Genomic DNA, 15,528 nt, shown 5'->3' on the forward strand with positions numbered 1-15,528 from the left:
AAAGAGAGATGCATATGTTTGGAAAAGGCGGTCTGGGTAATCTGATGAAGCAAGCCCAGCAGATGCAGGAAAAAATGCAGCAAATGCAGGAAGAGATCGCGCAGCTGGAAGTGACCGGCGAATCCGGCGCGGGCCTGGTGAAAGTGACCATCAACGGCGCGCACAACTGCCGTCGCGTGGAAATCGATCCGAGCCTGTTGGAAGACGACAAAGACATGCTGGAAGATCTGGTTGCCGCTGCGTTCAACGATGCCGCGCGCCGTATTGAAGAAACCCAGAAAGAGAAAATGGCTTCTGTTTCTTCCGGTATGCAATTGCCGCCAGGCTTTAAGATGCCGTTCTGATAGAAATCTTATCTCCATCGCGTTGTGTTCATATTGCGTGAAGAACAAAATCCCGGATTTATTATTCCGGGATTTTGCTTTTGGAATTATTGAATAGATCGTTGCTTAATATATAAGTCATTTATTCAAAGTAATTATTTCTTTTAGCAATTCGTGCTTATACAAAATTATAATGGTTGTATTAATTAACTCCACTGGATTAGTATTTTTAGGCTTAATGTGCGTAGTCTGTATTATTGATTCATTTTATTTAATGGCAATTAATATATAATATTTATACTTGCTTTTTTTGGGTATACGTAAAATATATGTTCTGATGCCATTCATTAACTAAGGAACAGGTATGAAAATGAATTCAGTTAAACATGTTCTTCTTCCCATCGTTTTAATCTCAGCAGGTATGAGTGGGGCAAATGCGGCTGATACCATTACTTTTAACGGCAAAGTTATTGATACTACGTGTACAGTCGTCGTCAATGGGGGAGACTCCACCATTGAAATAGGCTCCATCCCTAAAGAGGATGTGGCAAATAAAGGCGACACGGGTGCGCCAAAATCATTTAATATTTCTTTAGAGTCCTGCCCGCTTGCTGCCGTTGGCGTTCCGACTCAAGCCTATATCAAGTTTTCCGGTCCAACTGATGGCGATCCGTCTTACTTTAAAAACGTCGCGACAAACAGTGCCGCACTTAATGTTGGCGTACTGCTAAAACAGGGTTCCACCGTGGTCAAAGCGGATGCAGACAACGACCCCATCATTCTGCCGCCGGCGGGCGGTAATGTGACGGAGGATTACACCGCTCAGTTGGTCGCGACCAATGCCGGGTCCACCGTGGGTAATGTCACCAGCGTTTTAACCTATAACGTAAGCTATCTTTAACTGATGCATGGCGAGAGGGAACCGTGTTTTCCCTCTCCTTCTGGAATATTCAATGACGCGATTACGGGTTCTTTTGTTCTTCATTGGGATGTTTTCAAGCGCAACAACCTTAGCAAATATCGTAGTAGGCGGTACTCGGTTGGTATTTGACGGTACGCAGAAAGCGGCAACATTATCACTGGATAATAAAGATAAAACAGCAAGCCTGGTGCAATCATGGCTGACGCCTGTTGATGCGACCTCTCCTCCTAAAGATTGCTTTATCATTACGCCGCCATTATTCAGAATGGGCGCGGGTGAAAAAGCGACTTTACGCGTAGTTCGTTCCGGTAAACCCTTATCAGAAGATCGCGAATCAATGTTTTGGCTGAATGTGAAAGGAATCCCGGCAACGGAGGAAGAGTCGGGTAAAAATATGCTGCAAATTGCCATCAATTCGCAGATTAAACTTATTTATCGCCCGGCCAGTTTGAAAGCGCTTTATTCAGAAGATTATGCAGAAAAACTTCAATGGTCCGCGACGGGCCAAATGCTCAAGGCTAAAAATCCCACGCCGTTTTATGCAAATTTATTCAAACTTATTGTTGATGGTAAAACTATTCCAGGCAACTGGTTTGTTGCGCCCTATGCTGAGCTGAGTATTCCTGTAGGAAAATCTCTCACGCATGGCAATGTTACATGGCAAATTATTAATGATTTTGGATTGGCCGGGAAACATTATTCAGTCGCTTATTAATGTATTAAAGGGAAAAAAGCGATGCAGGAAGCAAGCTAAGCGTGAATTTTAATATCAAAAAAATGGTGTGGAGTGCGGTGGTGGGGACATCTTGCGTTACGCTGAATGCAGTGGCTAAAGAGTATTTTAATCCCCAACTCCTTGAAACAACAGAAACCTCTGCACCGCCCATCGATCTGGCGCTTTATGCCGAGCAAAGCATTCCACCCGGTGATTTTAATCTCGACATTTATATTAATGACGCTTATGTAGATTCCGGAACGGTGACCTTCAAACGCGTAGAAGAGGCGGGCAACACAAACGCGAATACATCTGAAGTGCGTCCCTGTCTGAGCATCCAGCAGTTAAAAAGCTGGAATATTCGTGTCGAAAGTTATCCAGAGCTGGTAGCGGATAAGGGCGATTGCGCGAAGCTAACAGCCATCCCTGAACTCAATATTACCGTCAAAATGAGTACCCAGCGTCTGGAGCTGTTTGTCCCGCAAGTCGCCATGCTCAATCCGCCCCGGGGTTTTGTACCGGAAGACAAATGGGATGATGGTATTAACGCGGGGTTGCTCAATTACAGCCTTTCCGGGCAAACCACGCATTCCCGCGACGATGGCGCAACCACCAACAGCCAGTTTGCGGTGCTACAACCTGGACTTAACCTTGGCGCCTGGCGTTTTCGAAATTATTCCACCTTTAATCACGATGAAAATACCAGAGAGTGGCAATCGATTTACAACTACGTCGAGCGCGACATCCGCCGCCTGAAAAGCCGGTTAACGCTTGGTGAAGCCAACACCGCTGCCGGCATTTTTGACAGCCTGCAATTTACCGGGCTGCAACTCAGTTCCGATTCGGAAATGTTGCCTGACAGCCTGCAAGGATTCGCGCCGGTGGTGCGTGGGATTGCGAAGAGTAATGCCCAGGTCACAATTTATCAGGATGGCTACAGCATCTATAAAACCTTTGTGCCCGCAGGCGCTTTTGAAATCAGGGACCTGAATCCGACAGGCAGTTCGGGGGATTTACATGTAGTGGTAAAAGAAGCGGATGGCCGCGAGCAACGTTTTATCGTCCCTTACGCTTCACTGGCCATTTTGCAGCGTGAAGGCCAGTTAAAATATAGCGTCGTTGGCGGGGAAACACGTTCCAGCGATGGACGAAGCCAGAACATGAACTTTATGCAACTCTCGGCGGCGTATGGCCTCCCGTATGGCATTACCGTTTATGGCGGGTTCCAGCAGGCGGAAAATGACTATACCCAGGTTCTGGCGGGGTCAGGACTGAATCTGGGGCAGATGGGGGCAGTATCGGTTGATGTTGCGCAATCACTGTCCACCTTAACCTGGCCTGGGGAAAAGAACACCTTTTCCCGCAGGCGCGGTGAGTCTTTGCAGGTGCGTTACAGTAAAGCGTTCCCCGAAACCGGAACTGACCTGACCCTCGCGGGTTACCGTATCTCTTCCCGTAATTATTATTCGCTGGCTGACTTTGCCGAGCGTCAAAATAGGCAGGGCAAGGATTATGGCGATGATAAGCGCGATCGCCATCGGCTTGAGGCGACGATTTCGCAGAACACCGAGTACGGCTCAGTGAGCCTGTCGTGGGTGCGCGAATCTTACTGGGATTGCTCCAGAACCGACTCCCTGAGTGTCGGGCTGAGCAGTTCCTGGGGGAAAGTGTCGTGGTTTTTGAGTTACGCTTTAAACCACAATGTCCCCGGCACAGATGATTCCAGTAAAACCACTAATGACAACGTGCTGTCATTAACGATAAATATTCCCTTCAACGCGTTCTGGAATAATGAGCGTTACGATTCTGTTACCGCCAGTTATAGCGTGAGCCAAAGTAAAGACGGCCCGACGACGCACAATGTTGGATTGAACGGGACTGCGCTGGCGAATAATGCATTAAGCTGGCAAGCGCAGGAGGGCTACACCTCGGATACCCGCAGCACGTCGGGCAATCTCAGCGTTGCTTACCAACACTCCAGAGCCGATCTTTCCGCCAGCTACGGCTATGACGATTACAGCCAACATTACAATTATGCGTTGCGCGGCGGAGCCCTTGTTCATGCGCAGGGCATTACGCTTTCCCGGTCATTAAACGAAACCGTTGCGCTGGTTCAAGCGCCCGGGGTGAAAAATGCGCCGGTAAACGGTCAGGTGAATATCCTGACGGATTCGAGCGGCAACGCTGTAGTGCCCTACATCCGGCCTTACCATGAAACCAGCGTAGGAATAGACACCCGGTCCCTGGCGGATACGGACATGGAAATCGATAACGTAAGCCGAATGCTGGTGCCGACGCGGGGTTCGGTGGTCAAGGCTCGCTTTCATACAGCTATTGGATTTCGCGCCATGATGTCGCTCTGGCACCAGCAACGTCCTGTGCCTTTTGGCGCGATGGTCACTCGTAGCGATGAGGAAAAGGATGACAAAAACGCCCCTGAGCAGCATAGCAATATCGTTGGCGATGAGGGCCAGGTTTATATCGCGGGCCTGAAAGAGAAGGGCACATTGCGGGTAAAGTGGGGGCAAGCCACGGATCAACAGTGTCGCGTGAACTATTCATTCGTCCATCCACAAAGGGAAAAAATCATGCTGTATCACGCGGAATGTCTTTGACTGCATTATTCGCGCTGGCAGGGAATTGCCTGTATGACGACATTTTACCGTAACCTCATGCCTGGTACTGTGCTTTGGTGCGTTGGGGGATTTCTTCACGCTGATGCGTTTAACAGCATGGATAACATCGCTTTTACTGTGACCGGCAATATCGTTAATGCGGTGTGCCATGTTGATGCCCCGTCTACCGTTGAGTTAGGAACCTGGCGTCGGCAAGATTTGGCTGAAGGTGGTAGCGACGCTGTAGCGGTTGAATTGCGGTTAACGGAGTGCGCGGCGGGTTTTACCGAGGCAACGGCGAGTTTTACCGGCATCCCCTACGATAATGGCGCATGGGCAAAGAGTCTTTACGCCAATAACTGGGACGATGGCGCACAGGATCTGGGCCTGCAATTGGTGAATGGCGACGGAAATCCGCCCGTTAATCTTGCCAACGGCGCTCACTATACATTTGCGCTTGATAGCCAATCTAAAAGCGGGCAGTTAACCCTTCTTGCCCGGCTGATTTCTCCGGGAGGCGCCCCCACTGTGGGGGAATTTTCCTCCGCCGTGACCATCAATTTCTCTTACAAATGATCCCCGCAGAGCCAGAAAGGCAGGAGCCAGGCCGCATGAATTGTTTTATCCGATTATTGTTACTTTTTAGCTGCGGCCTGACGATGAGTGCCTGGGCTGCATGCCACCGCGACGTTAACGACCCTGTATCGGTCTCAACCATAACTCTGCCCGAGCAGTTGCTGGTCAACAGTTCGCCTTATGCCCCCGGCGAGATCCTTTACGATTCGGGCTTTCTCGCGGGTAGCGAAAGTGAAGTGGCTATTCTGGATTGTAACCCTATTTACTATATCGGTTTTTTTTACCAAAGCGCCCCGCAAACCGGTCAGGACGTGGGTAATTATGTTTATCCCACCACGGTGCCGGGTATCGGCGTCAGGGTAATTACCCATAACCAGACTGGGCCTTATGATTATTTGCGGGCGATCAATAATGAATGGGTAAAAGGTCAGGGTAGCCTGGAGGAAAGCGACCACACGATGCGAGGCTCCGCTTACCGGTTGCAGTTGATCACAACCGGCGGAAACATTGCCAGCGGCGAGTTAACTCTGCCTTCGCCCCTTGCCAGGGTTGAGTTTCGCGAGCATCGGGTTAACAGTTCGCAAGGCGATGTGGTCTCCCAGTTGAATGTCACATCCACCTCGATTGATGTCCGGGCGCTGGGCTGCGCTGCGGATGTCGCTTCGCTCAATTTCACGATGGGTGATATTCAGGTCTCGGCGTTTGATGCCACGGGTAAGGCCGGAGAAGTCCAACAGCAGGTGAATTTGAGCTGTGAGCCAGGCACCAACGCCACGCTGTCGGTTATCGCGGCCACGCCTGCGGAAGGTGATACCGCGAATAATACCGGCATTGCTTTGTCGAATGCCGGGAGCGCAGGTGTCGCGAAGGGCGTGGGTGTTCAGCTCAATTTACGGGGGGCCGATTATGACAGCGGGGAGAATGGCATTCCCATCAACACGCCGCTTCAGCTATGCGCATCGCACCGCACTGTCGACAGTGAAAAGGGATATCGCCACTTTTCCGGCGATATACACAATCCCGACGGCTGTCAGCGTTATGTGACATTGAATTTTAAGGCGAATTATTACCGGACGTTGCCCACCATCACGCCAGGCAGAGCCAATGCAGCCGGGACGCTCAATCTGACCTATAACTGATCCTAATTTACGGTGTCCAGGCGTTGTGCCAAATGATAATCTACGCGCCTTATAGTTAATCAGGCCTGTATCAGGCCGTTCAGAGACATTAAACGATGCAAACCAGTCCTCTGCTGACACAACTGATGGAAGCGCTGCGCTGCCTGCCGGGCGTTGGCCCGAAATCGGCGCAGCGTATGGCCTTCACGCTGTTACAGCGCGATCGCAGCGGCGGCATGCGTCTGGCGCAGGCGTTGACCCGCGCCATGTCGGAAATCGGCCACTGTGCCGACTGCCGCACTTTCACCGAGCAGGAGATCTGCCATATTTGCGCTAACCCGCGCCGTCGGGAAAATGGTCAAATCTGCGTGGTGGAAAGCCCGGCGGATATCTACGCCATTGAGCAGACTGGGCAATTTTCCGGCCGCTACTTTGTGCTGATGGGCCATCTCTCTCCGCTGGATGGCATCGGCCCGCAGGATATCGGTCTGGATCGCCTTGAGCAGCGTCTGGAGACGGAATCGCTCAAAGAGGTGATCCTCGCCACCAACCCGACGGTGGAAGGCGAAGCCACGGCCAACTACATCGCGGAATTGTGCGGGCAGTACGGCGTTGACGCCAGCCGCATCGCCCACGGCGTGCCGGTCGGCGGCGAACTGGAAATGGTGGATGGCACCACGCTGTCTCACTCGCTGGTGGGTCGCCACAAGATTGTTTTTTAATCATTCGGAGCGTGTCTGCACACGCTCCGCTTGAAATTTTTCCCTGGTATCCCCATTTCACCCTCAACACTATGCAACCCCATTAAATGGCATTGTTGAGGTCGACTTAAATGAAAGGACAAGAAACCCGTGGTTTCCAGTCAGAAGTTAAACAGCTTCTGCATCTGATGATCCATTCCCTGTATTCCAACAAAGAAATTTTCCTGCGTGAGCTGATTTCTAACGCCTCCGATGCGGCGGACAAGCTGCGCTTTCGCGCGCTGTCCAACCCGGATCTGTATGCAGGCGACGGCGATCTGCGCGTGCGCGTTTCTTTCGACAAAGCCAATCGCACGCTGACCATTGCCGATAACGGCATCGGGATGACCCGCGATGAAGTGATCGATCACCTGGGCACCATTGCCAAATCCGGCACCAAAGCGTTCCTGGAAAGCATGGGCTCTGACCAGGCCAAAGACAGCCAACTGATCGGCCAGTTCGGCGTGGGCTTCTACTCCGCGTTTATCGTGGCCGACAAAGTCACCGTGCGTACCCGCGCCGCAGGCGTCAGCGCGGAAGAGGGCGTGTTCTGGGAATCGGCGGGCGAAGGCGAATACACCGTCGCGGACATCACTAAAGCCGATCGCGGTACCGAAATTACCCTGCACCTGCGCGAAGGCGAGGACGAGTTCCTCGACGACTGGCGCGTGCGCTCGATCATCAGCAAATACTCCGATCACATCGCGCTGCCGGTTGAGATCGAGAAGCATGAAGAGAAAGACGGCGAAACCGTCGTCAGCTTCGAGAAAATCAACAAAGCCCAGGCGCTGTGGACCCGCAGCAGGTCTGAAATCAGCGATGACGAGTATAAAGAGTTCTACAAACATATTGCCCATGACTTCACCGATCCGCTGATCTGGAGCCATAACCGCGTGGAAGGCAAGCAGGAGTACACCAGCCTGCTGTATGTGCCGTCCCAGGCGCCGTGGGATATGTGGAACCGCGATCATAAGCACGGCCTGAAACTTTACGTGCAGCGCGTGTTTATCATGGATGACGCCGAGCAGTTCATGCCGAACTACCTGCGCTTTATTCGTGGCCTGATTGACTCCAACGACCTGCCGCTGAACGTGTCGCGTGAAATCCTGCAGGACAGCACAGTGACCCGCAATCTGCGTAACGCGCTAACCAAACGTGCGTTGCAGACGCTGGAAAAACTGGCCAAAGACGACGCGGAAAAATACCAGACTTTCTGGAAGCAGTTCGGCCTGGTGCTGAAAGAGGGCCCGGCGGAAGACCACGCCAACCAGGAAACCATCGCCAAACTGCTGCGCTTTGCCTCCACCCATAGCGATTCTTCCGAGCAGACCGTATCGCTGGAAGAGTATGTGGCGCGCATGAAAGAAGGCCAGGAGAAGATCTACTACATCACTGCCGACAGCTACGCGGCGGCGAAGAGCAGCCCGCATCTGGAGCTGCTGCGTAAGAAAGGCATCGAAGTGCTGCTGCTTTCCGATCGCATCGACGAGTGGATGATGAGCTACCTGACCGAATTCGACGGCAAGAAATTCCAGTCCATCGCCAAAGCGGACGAGTCGCTGGATAAGCTGGCGGATGAAGTGGACGAGCAGACCAAAGAAGCGGAAAAAGCCCTTGAGCCGTTCGTTGAGCGCGTGAAAACGCTGCTGGGCGACCGCGTGAAAGAGGTGCGTTTTACTCACCGTCTGACCGACACCCCGGCGATTGTCACCACCGACAACGACGAAATGAGCACCCAGATGGCGAAACTGTTTGCCGCTGCGGGCCAGGCGGTGCCGGAAGTGAAATACATTTTCGAGCTGAACCCGGAACACGTGCTGGTGAAACGCACGGCGGATACCCAGGATGAAGCGCGCTTTAAAGAGTGGGTGGAATTGCTGCTCGATCAGGCGTTACTGGCCGAGCGTGGCACCCTGGAAGATCCAAACTTATTTATTCGCCGCATGAACCAGCTTCTGGTCTCGTAACGCTGATTTTTCCCTCTCTCGCTACGCCGGGAGAGGGAAATTCACCCCACTCTGTATTTTATTGCCGCTCTCCAGGCGCTTGAAAGCATTCACCTGTCCCGCGTTTCTTGTCGTAGTACTGCCTTTAGTGGTATGGTTTTGGCCTCGCAACTTCCAGTAATCATCAAATCGTATGGGGAATTACGCAATGCGTATTATTCTGCTCGGCGCTCCGGGCGCAGGAAAAGGTACTCAGGCACAGTTCATCATGGAGAAATACGGCATTCCGCAAATCTCCACCGGTGACATGTTACGCGCCGCGGTAAAATCCGGCTCTGAGCTGGGCAAACAGGCTAAAGACATCATGGACGCCGGCAAACTGGTGACCGATGAGCTGGTGATTGCCCTGGTAAAAGAGCGCATTGCTCAGGAAGATTGCCGCAACGGTTTCCTGCTCGACGGTTTCCCGCGCACCATTCCGCAGGCTGACGCCATGAAAGAAGCGGGCATCAACGTCGATTACGTCCTCGAATTCGCCGTGCCGGATGAGCTGATTGTTGACCGTATCGTGGGCCGCCGCGTACACGCTGCGTCTGGCCGCGTTTACCACGTAAAATTCAATCCGCCGAAAGTGGAAGGCAAAGACGACGTGACCGGCGAAGAGCTGACCACCCGTAAAGACGATCAGGAAGAAACCGTGCGTAAGCGCCTGGTGGAATACCATCAGATGACCGCGCCGCTGATTGGTTACTATCAGCAAGAAGCGCAGGCGGGCAATACCCAGTACGCGAAAGTTGATGGCACCAAAGCGGTCAACGAAGTACGCGCAGAACTGGAAAAAATCCTCGGTTAATTCCTCGCCGCGTAATCCAGAGCCAGCACTTTTCTTTCCCATAGAAGGGAGTTGGCTCTCGTATCAATAGATTTATCCTGCCCGGTTTTCAGCTACAATTATCAGCCATTTAGTCAGGTAAGGGCGGGTAATGCGTTTCGATAAAACAGGTATTTTACTGGTCAATCTCGGTACTCCGGATGCCCCGACGGCCCCGGCGGTTAAACGCTATCTCCGCCAGTTCTTAAGCGACAAACGCGTGGTAGACACCTCTCCGCTGTTGTGGTGGCCGCTGCTGCGCGGCGTGATCCTGCCGCTGCGTTCGCCCCGCGTCGCCAAACTCTATCAATCCATCTGGATGGAAGAAGGTTCGCCGCTGCTGGTGTACAGCCGCCGCCAACAGCAGGCGCTATCGGCGCGCTTGCCCGATATTCCGGTGGTGCTGGGCATGAGTTACGGCAGGCCGTCGCTGGATAACGCCGTGGCGGAGCTGGTTGAAAACGGCGTCACCAATATCATCGTGTTGCCGCTCTATCCGCAATACTCCTGCTCTACGGTGGCGGCCGTTTGGGATGAACTGGCGCGCATCCTCGCGCTTTATCGCCGCATTCCGGGCATCAACTTCATTCGTGACTATGCCGATCATCCGGCGTACATCAACGCGCTGGCGGGCACCGTGCGGCAATCCTTCGCCCAACACGGCGAACCGGATTTGCTGTTGATGTCCTATCACGGCATACCGCAGCGTTACGCCGATGAGGGCGACGACTACCCGCAGCGTTGCCGCGACACCACACGCGAGTTGGTAGGGGCGCTGGAAATCGCGCCGGAAAAAACCATGATGACCTTCCAGTCGCGCTTTGGCCGCGAACCCTGGTTAACGCCGTACACCGACGAAACCCTGAAAATGTTACCTGAAAAAGGCATCAAACATATTCAGGTGATGTGCCCGGGCTTTGCGGCGGATTGCCTGGAGACGCTGGAGGAGATCGCCGAGCAGAACCGCGAAATTTTCCTTGAAGCGGGCGGCGAGAAATACGAGTACATTCCGGCACTGAACGACGATGCGGCGCATATCGAAATGATGGTGCAGCTGGTCTCGCGCTATCGTTGATCGCACCGCGATGGCGGAGTGTGTTACCATTCTCCGCCTGATTAGCCACCGATCCACATCCCATGAAATTTCCCGGTAAACGTAAATCTAAACACTACTTTCCCGTCAGCCTGCGCGACCCGTTGCTGCTGCAACAGACCCAGCCCGATAACGAAGCCAGCCCGTCATGGGTTGTCGGTATTGACCAGACGCTGGTGGATATCGAAGCGCGCGTCGACGATGCGTTTGTGGAGCGTTATGGCTTAAGCCTCGGCCATTCGCTGGTGATTGAAGATGATGTGGCGGAAGCGCTTTATCAGGAGCTGGTACGCGAAAACCTGATCACCCACCAGTTTGCTGGCGGCACTATCGGCAATACCATGCACAACTATTCTGTGCTGGCCGATGACCGCTCCGTGCTGCTGGGCGTCATGTGCAATAACATTACGCCGGGCAGTTACGCCTATCGCTACCTGTGCAATACCTCCAGCCGCACCGACCTGAACTATCTTCAGGGTGTGGACGGCGCGATTGGCCGCTGCTTTACGCTGATCAGCGAGCAGGGCGAACGCACCTTTGCCATCAGCCCTGGCCACATGAACCAGCTGCGCCCGGAAAGCATTCCTGAAGCGGTGATCGCTGGGGCATCCGCGCTGGTGCTGACCTCCTATCTGGTACGCTGCAAGCCGGGCGAACCGATGCCGGAAGCCACCATGACCGCCATTGGTTACGCTAAAAAGCACAATGTGCCGGTGGTGCTGACTCTGGGCACCAAGTATGTGATTGCCGAAAACCCGCAGTGGTGGCGTGAGTTCCTCAAAGAACACGTGTCGATTCTGGCGATGAACGAAGAAGAAGCCCTGGCGCTGACCGGGGAAAGCGATCCGCTGCTGGCATCCGATAAGGCGTTGGGCTGGGTCGATTTAGTGCTGTGCACCGCCGGCCCGGTTGGCCTGTATATGGCCGGTTACACCGAGGAGGAGGCGAAGCGCAAAACCCAGCATCCGCTCCTGCCGGGGGCCATTGCCGAATTCAACCAGTATGAGTTTAGCCGCGTGATGCGCTTGCAGGACTGCCAGCAACCGCTGCGTATTTTCTCGCATATCGCGCCGTATATGGGCGGCCCGGAGAAAATCATGAATACCAATGGCGCAGGCGACGGGGCGTTGGCGGCATTGCTGCATGATATCACCGCCAATAACTACCATCGCAGCAACGTGCCGAACTCCAGCAAGCATAAATTCAACTGGCTGACCTACTCGTCGCTGGCGCAGGTATGCAAATACGCCAACCGCGTGAGCTATCAGGTATTAAACCAGCACTCCCCACGTCTGACTCGCGGCCTGCCGGAGCGTGAAGATAGCCTGGAAGAGGCGTACTGGGAGCGGTGATCCGCGCGCATAAAAAAGGCTGGGATCACTCCCAGCCTTTTTACTTTATCGGCGTTTACCCTGTCACCGCCTCGTCCAGTTGCGGTTTACCCAACAGCGCCAGCATGGTATTGGCGATTTCACGTTCGCCCATCACCACCTCATTGGCACCGCGTTCGCTGATGTAGTCCACTTCATCATCGTAATGGGCGCGGGCGATGATTTCGATATCCGGGCATTTTGAGCGGGCCGTCGCCACGATTTCACCGGCCTCATAACCGTTGGGAATAGTCAGCAGCAGCCAGCGCGCGCAATCCAGATGCGCCAGATTCAGGATCTCTTCATTGGCGGCGTTGCCCAGCACCGTGCGGATACCGCGCTCGCGCAGTTCATCCACCCGGGTACGGGAAGTTTCGACCACCACCAGCGGGATGCCTTGCTCCATCAGCTTCTCGCCCAGCAGGCTACCGACGCGGCCATAACCCACCAGCAGCGCGTGGTTGCAAATATCCACCGGATTTTGCTGTTCCTCTTCCAGCGCTTCCTCAAGGGTTTGCTCTTCCAGGGTTTCGGTTTTATCGAGATACTTCTCAAGGATGGCGAACAGGATCGGGTTAAGCATAATCGACAGGATTGCCCCCGCCAGCACCAGATTCTGGCCCTCCTGCGGCAGCAGGTCGAGCGCCATACCGAGGCCCGCCAGGATAAAGGCGAATTCGCCAATCTGCGCCAGGCTTGCGGAGATGGTTAGTGCCGTGCGCTGGGAGTGACCGAACATCCGCACCAGGGCAAATGCCGCCAGCGATTTACCGAAGATGATGATAATCACCGTGCCCAGCACGGCCAGCGGCTGCTGGATCAGGATCTGCGGGTCAAACAGCATGCCAACGGAAACAAAGAACAGAACCGCGAAGGCGTCACGCAGCGGCAGCGTATCATGAGCGGCGCGATGGCTCAGTTCCGATTCGTTTAGCACCATCCCGGCGAAGAACGCGCCGAGGGCGAAGGAGACATCGAACAGTTCAACCGCGCCGAACGCGATACCCAGCGCCAGCGCCAGTACCGACAGGGTAAACAGTTCTCGGGAACCGGTCGCCGCGCTGCGCGCCAGGATCCACGGCACGACGCGACGGCCTACCAGCATCATCAGGGCGATAAACGCCACGACTTTGCCGATGGTGATCCCCATATCCAGCGACAGCGAGGCCAGCCCGACGTTGCCTTTTTCCAGCATTCCTGCCACAGCGGGCAGCAATACCAGCGTCAACACCATCACCAAATCTTCGACGATGAGCCAGCCGATGGCGATTTGCCCACGCTGGCTGTCGATTAACTGCCGTTCTTCAAGCGCCCGCAGTAGCACCACGGTACTGGCGGTGGAAAGACACAAACCAAACACGATACCGGTCATTATCGACCAGCCAAGCGTCCAGGCAAGCCCCATCCCCAATAGCGTCGCCACCGCAATCTGCGCGATGGCGCCCGGGATGGCTATCGACTTTACCGCCATCAAATCCTTAATCGAGAAATGCAATCCCACGCCAAACATCAGCAGGATCACCCCAAGTTCCGCCAGTTCCGGCGCAAGTTTGGTGTCAGCCACAAAACCCGGCGTAAATGGCCCGGCTAAGACCCCAGCAAGCAAATATCCCACCAGCGGTGATATACGTAACCTGTTGGCCAGCATGCCCAGCAAAAAAGCGAGCACGAGGCCGCCGACAATGGTGGTGATAAGCGGGGTGGCGTGATGCATTCCGTCTCCTTTCGTATTCAGTGGCTCCCGACCTGGCTAAAACCAAGCCTCCTGTAAATAGTTTATGACAATTTCATACGTCTCGTTTATGAATAATTGTTGAAATTTGAAGAAAAATGGCATTTGGACGAGAAAACAGCACCAGGGAGTGGATTTCCGTCTTTATTGAGCATAAAGCGTGAGGATATGCGGGGTACAGCAGCGGCCAAAGTGGTGCTTTGGCCGCGTTACGTTACGCTTTGCGGCGATTATCCGGGAGGAATATCGTGAGTATCCCCAAAAGTGGCAGGAAAGCGCAGATTTTATAAACCAGAAAAATACTGGTCTGGTCAGCGACGAAGCCAAGCACTGCTGCGCCAAGCCCTCCCATGCCGAAGGCGAAACCGAAGAACAGTCCGGAAACCATCCCAATGCGCCCCGGCAGCAATTCCTGGGCATACACCAGAATGGCCGAAAACGCCGAGGCCAGAATAAAGCCGATGATGCCCGTCAGCACGCCCGTCCACCATAAACTGGCGTACGGCAGGATCAGTGTAAAGGGCGCAACGCCAAGGATGGAACCCCAGATGACCAGTTTGCGACCAATCTTATCGCCCACCGGTCCGCCGATCACGGTGCCCGCCGCCACGGCGAACAAAAAGCCGAACAGGTGAAGCTGGGCGCTTTGCACCGACAGACTGAACTTCTCCATCAGGTAAAAGGTGAAGTAGCTGCTGATGCTCGCCATATAAAAGTATTTCGAGAAAATCAGGATCAGCAGCACGCTAATTGCCTGAATTACTTTCGGGCGCGGCAACGGGTTTTCTATTTTTACCGCCGGACGGCTTTTCGCCAGCCGATGCTGCGCGGCATACCAGCGGCTAACCTGCGCCAGCACCACAATCGCCAGCAGCGCGGCCAGCACAAACCAGCCCACATTGCCTTTGCCGTAAGGCGCGATAATGATGGCGGCCAGCAGCGGGCCGAGAGAGCTACCGAAGTTGCCGCCGACCTGGAACAGCGATTGCGCCAGGCCGTGGCGCCCGCCGGAGGCCATACGCGCCACGCGGGAGGATTCCGGGTGGAACACCGACGAACCGGTACCGACCAGCGCCGCCGCCAGCAGTACCATCGGGAAACTGCCCGCCATCGCCAGCAGCACCAGCCCGCACAGGGTAAAGCACATACCAATCGGCAGCGACCAGGGCATCGGGTATTTATCGGTATAGTGGCCGACCACCGGTTGCAGCAGCGACGACGTGAGCTGGAATGTCAGGGTTATCATGCCGATCTGCACAAAGCTCAGGGTAAATTCAGCCTGCAATAGCGGATACAGCGCCAGGATCAGCGACTGGATCATATCGTTCAGTAAATGCGAAAGACTAATTGCCCCCAAAATACCGAACGACGTGCGGCTTTTTGGCGGCGATGCCGGTTGCCCGGTTATCGACTGGGTTTGTTGACTCATGCCATAGGTTCCAAAAAAACGGTTTTATTATTAGCGGATAACGCAGGGAATTATCCGTGAGGAGAATAGTTGCTTTGC

13 protein-coding genes are annotated in these 15,528 nt (G+C 54.1%); 11 read left to right on the top strand and 2 right to left on the bottom strand.

Features of this window, described 5'->3' with window-relative positions; genetic code table 11:
* Nucleotides 1–14 precede the first annotated feature (14 nt).
* From FHW74_RS17755 to FHW74_RS17805, 11 genes are all read left to right on the top strand, one after another.
* Nucleotides 15–344 (top strand): YbaB/EbfC family nucleoid-associated protein, encoded by a 330-nt coding sequence (locus FHW74_RS17755; RefSeq protein ID WP_161662201.1) that lies wholly within the window; start codon nucleotides 15–17, stop codon nucleotides 342–344.
* A 343-nt stretch (nucleotides 345–687) separates the two neighbouring features.
* Complete coding sequence (locus FHW74_RS17760) at nucleotides 688–1,224, top strand: fimbrial protein (RefSeq protein ID WP_183171686.1); 537 nt, start codon at nucleotides 688–690, stop codon at nucleotides 1,222–1,224.
* 52 nt (nucleotides 1,225–1,276) lie between these two features.
* Nucleotides 1,277–1,960 (top strand): fimbria/pilus periplasmic chaperone, encoded by a 684-nt coding sequence (locus FHW74_RS17765; RefSeq protein ID WP_183171687.1) that lies wholly within the window; start codon nucleotides 1,277–1,279, stop codon nucleotides 1,958–1,960.
* Nucleotides 1,961–2,001: 41 nt separating this feature from the next.
* Entirely contained in the window at nucleotides 2,002–4,575 is a 2,574-nt protein-coding gene (locus FHW74_RS17770) for a fimbria/pilus outer membrane usher protein (RefSeq protein ID WP_370528046.1), read from the top strand.
* Between the two features lie 33 nt (nucleotides 4,576–4,608).
* Nucleotides 4,609–5,151: a fimbrial protein gene (locus FHW74_RS17775; protein ID WP_255459939.1), complete on the top strand. Its 543-nt coding sequence runs from the start codon at nucleotides 4,609–4,611 to the stop codon at nucleotides 5,149–5,151.
* Between the two features lie 35 nt (nucleotides 5,152–5,186).
* Nucleotides 5,187–6,290: a type 1 fimbrial protein gene (locus tag FHW74_RS17780; protein ID WP_183171688.1), complete on the top strand. Its 1,104-nt coding sequence runs from the start codon at nucleotides 5,187–5,189 to the stop codon at nucleotides 6,288–6,290.
* A gap of 95 nt (nucleotides 6,291–6,385) precedes the next feature.
* The gene (recR, locus tag FHW74_RS17785; protein WP_125293941.1) at nucleotides 6,386–6,991 is read left to right on the top strand and encodes a recombination mediator RecR; all 606 of its coding nucleotides are present in this window, start codon (nucleotides 6,386–6,388) and stop codon (nucleotides 6,989–6,991) included.
* A gap of 110 nt (nucleotides 6,992–7,101) precedes the next feature.
* On the top strand, nucleotides 7,102–8,976 hold the full coding sequence (gene htpG, locus FHW74_RS17790) for a molecular chaperone HtpG (RefSeq protein WP_183171689.1): 1,875 nt from the start codon (nucleotides 7,102–7,104) through the stop codon (nucleotides 8,974–8,976).
* Nucleotides 8,977–9,163: 187 nt separating this feature from the next.
* Nucleotides 9,164–9,808 (top strand): adenylate kinase, encoded by a 645-nt coding sequence (gene adk, locus FHW74_RS17795; RefSeq protein ID WP_183171690.1) that lies wholly within the window; start codon nucleotides 9,164–9,166, stop codon nucleotides 9,806–9,808.
* Between the two features lie 130 nt (nucleotides 9,809–9,938).
* Nucleotides 9,939–10,901, top strand: coding sequence for a ferrochelatase (gene hemH / locus FHW74_RS17800; protein WP_183171691.1), 963 nt, complete (start codon nucleotides 9,939–9,941; stop codon nucleotides 10,899–10,901).
* Nucleotides 10,902–10,963: 62 nt separating this feature from the next.
* On the top strand, nucleotides 10,964–12,271 hold the full coding sequence (locus FHW74_RS17805; protein ID WP_183171692.1) for an inosine/guanosine kinase: 1,308 nt from the start codon (nucleotides 10,964–10,966) through the stop codon (nucleotides 12,269–12,271).
* A gap of 55 nt (nucleotides 12,272–12,326) precedes the next feature.
* Here the strand turns inward: FHW74_RS17805 and ybaL are convergent, their stop codons facing one another.
* Together ybaL and FHW74_RS17815 are read right to left on the bottom strand one after the other, a co-directional pair.
* On the bottom strand, nucleotides 12,327–14,003 hold the full coding sequence (gene ybaL, locus FHW74_RS17810; RefSeq protein WP_183171693.1) for a YbaL family putative K(+) efflux transporter: 1,677 nt from the start codon (nucleotides 14,001–14,003) through the stop codon (nucleotides 12,327–12,329).
* 232 nt (nucleotides 14,004–14,235) lie between these two features.
* Complete coding sequence (locus tag FHW74_RS17815) at nucleotides 14,236–15,450, bottom strand: MFS transporter (protein ID WP_183171694.1); 1,215 nt, start codon at nucleotides 15,448–15,450, stop codon at nucleotides 14,236–14,238.
* Nucleotides 15,451–15,528 lie beyond the last annotated feature (78 nt).

The sequence above is a fragment of the Atlantibacter sp. RC6 genome, from assembly GCF_014193285.1.
Taxonomy (GTDB): domain Bacteria; phylum Pseudomonadota; class Gammaproteobacteria; order Enterobacterales; family Enterobacteriaceae; genus Atlantibacter.

Coding starts and splice junctions, on each gene's coding strand:
- htpG (WP_183171689.1), top strand. CDS start 7,102: ATGAAAGGACAAGAAACCCGTGGTTTCCAGTCAGAAGTTAAACAGCTT.
- FHW74_RS17775 (WP_255459939.1), top strand. CDS start 4,609: ATGACGACATTTTACCGTAACCTCATGCCTGGTACTGTGCTTTGGTGC.
- FHW74_RS17755 (WP_161662201.1), top strand. CDS start 15: ATGTTTGGAAAAGGCGGTCTGGGTAATCTGATGAAGCAAGCCCAGCAG.
- ybaL (WP_183171693.1), bottom strand. CDS start 14,003: ATGCATCACGCCACCCCGCTTATCACCACCATTGTCGGCGGCCTCGTG.
- FHW74_RS17780 (WP_183171688.1), top strand. CDS start 5,187: ATGAATTGTTTTATCCGATTATTGTTACTTTTTAGCTGCGGCCTGACG.
- adk (WP_183171690.1), top strand. CDS start 9,164: ATGCGTATTATTCTGCTCGGCGCTCCGGGCGCAGGAAAAGGTACTCAG.
- FHW74_RS17815 (WP_183171694.1), bottom strand. CDS start 15,450: ATGAGTCAACAAACCCAGTCGATAACCGGGCAACCGGCATCGCCGCCA.
- FHW74_RS17765 (WP_183171687.1), top strand. CDS start 1,277: ATGACGCGATTACGGGTTCTTTTGTTCTTCATTGGGATGTTTTCAAGC.
- hemH (WP_183171691.1), top strand. CDS start 9,939: ATGCGTTTCGATAAAACAGGTATTTTACTGGTCAATCTCGGTACTCCG.
- FHW74_RS17805 (WP_183171692.1), top strand. CDS start 10,964: ATGAAATTTCCCGGTAAACGTAAATCTAAACACTACTTTCCCGTCAGC.
- FHW74_RS17760 (WP_183171686.1), top strand. CDS start 688: ATGAAAATGAATTCAGTTAAACATGTTCTTCTTCCCATCGTTTTAATC.
- recR (WP_125293941.1), top strand. CDS start 6,386: ATGCAAACCAGTCCTCTGCTGACACAACTGATGGAAGCGCTGCGCTGC.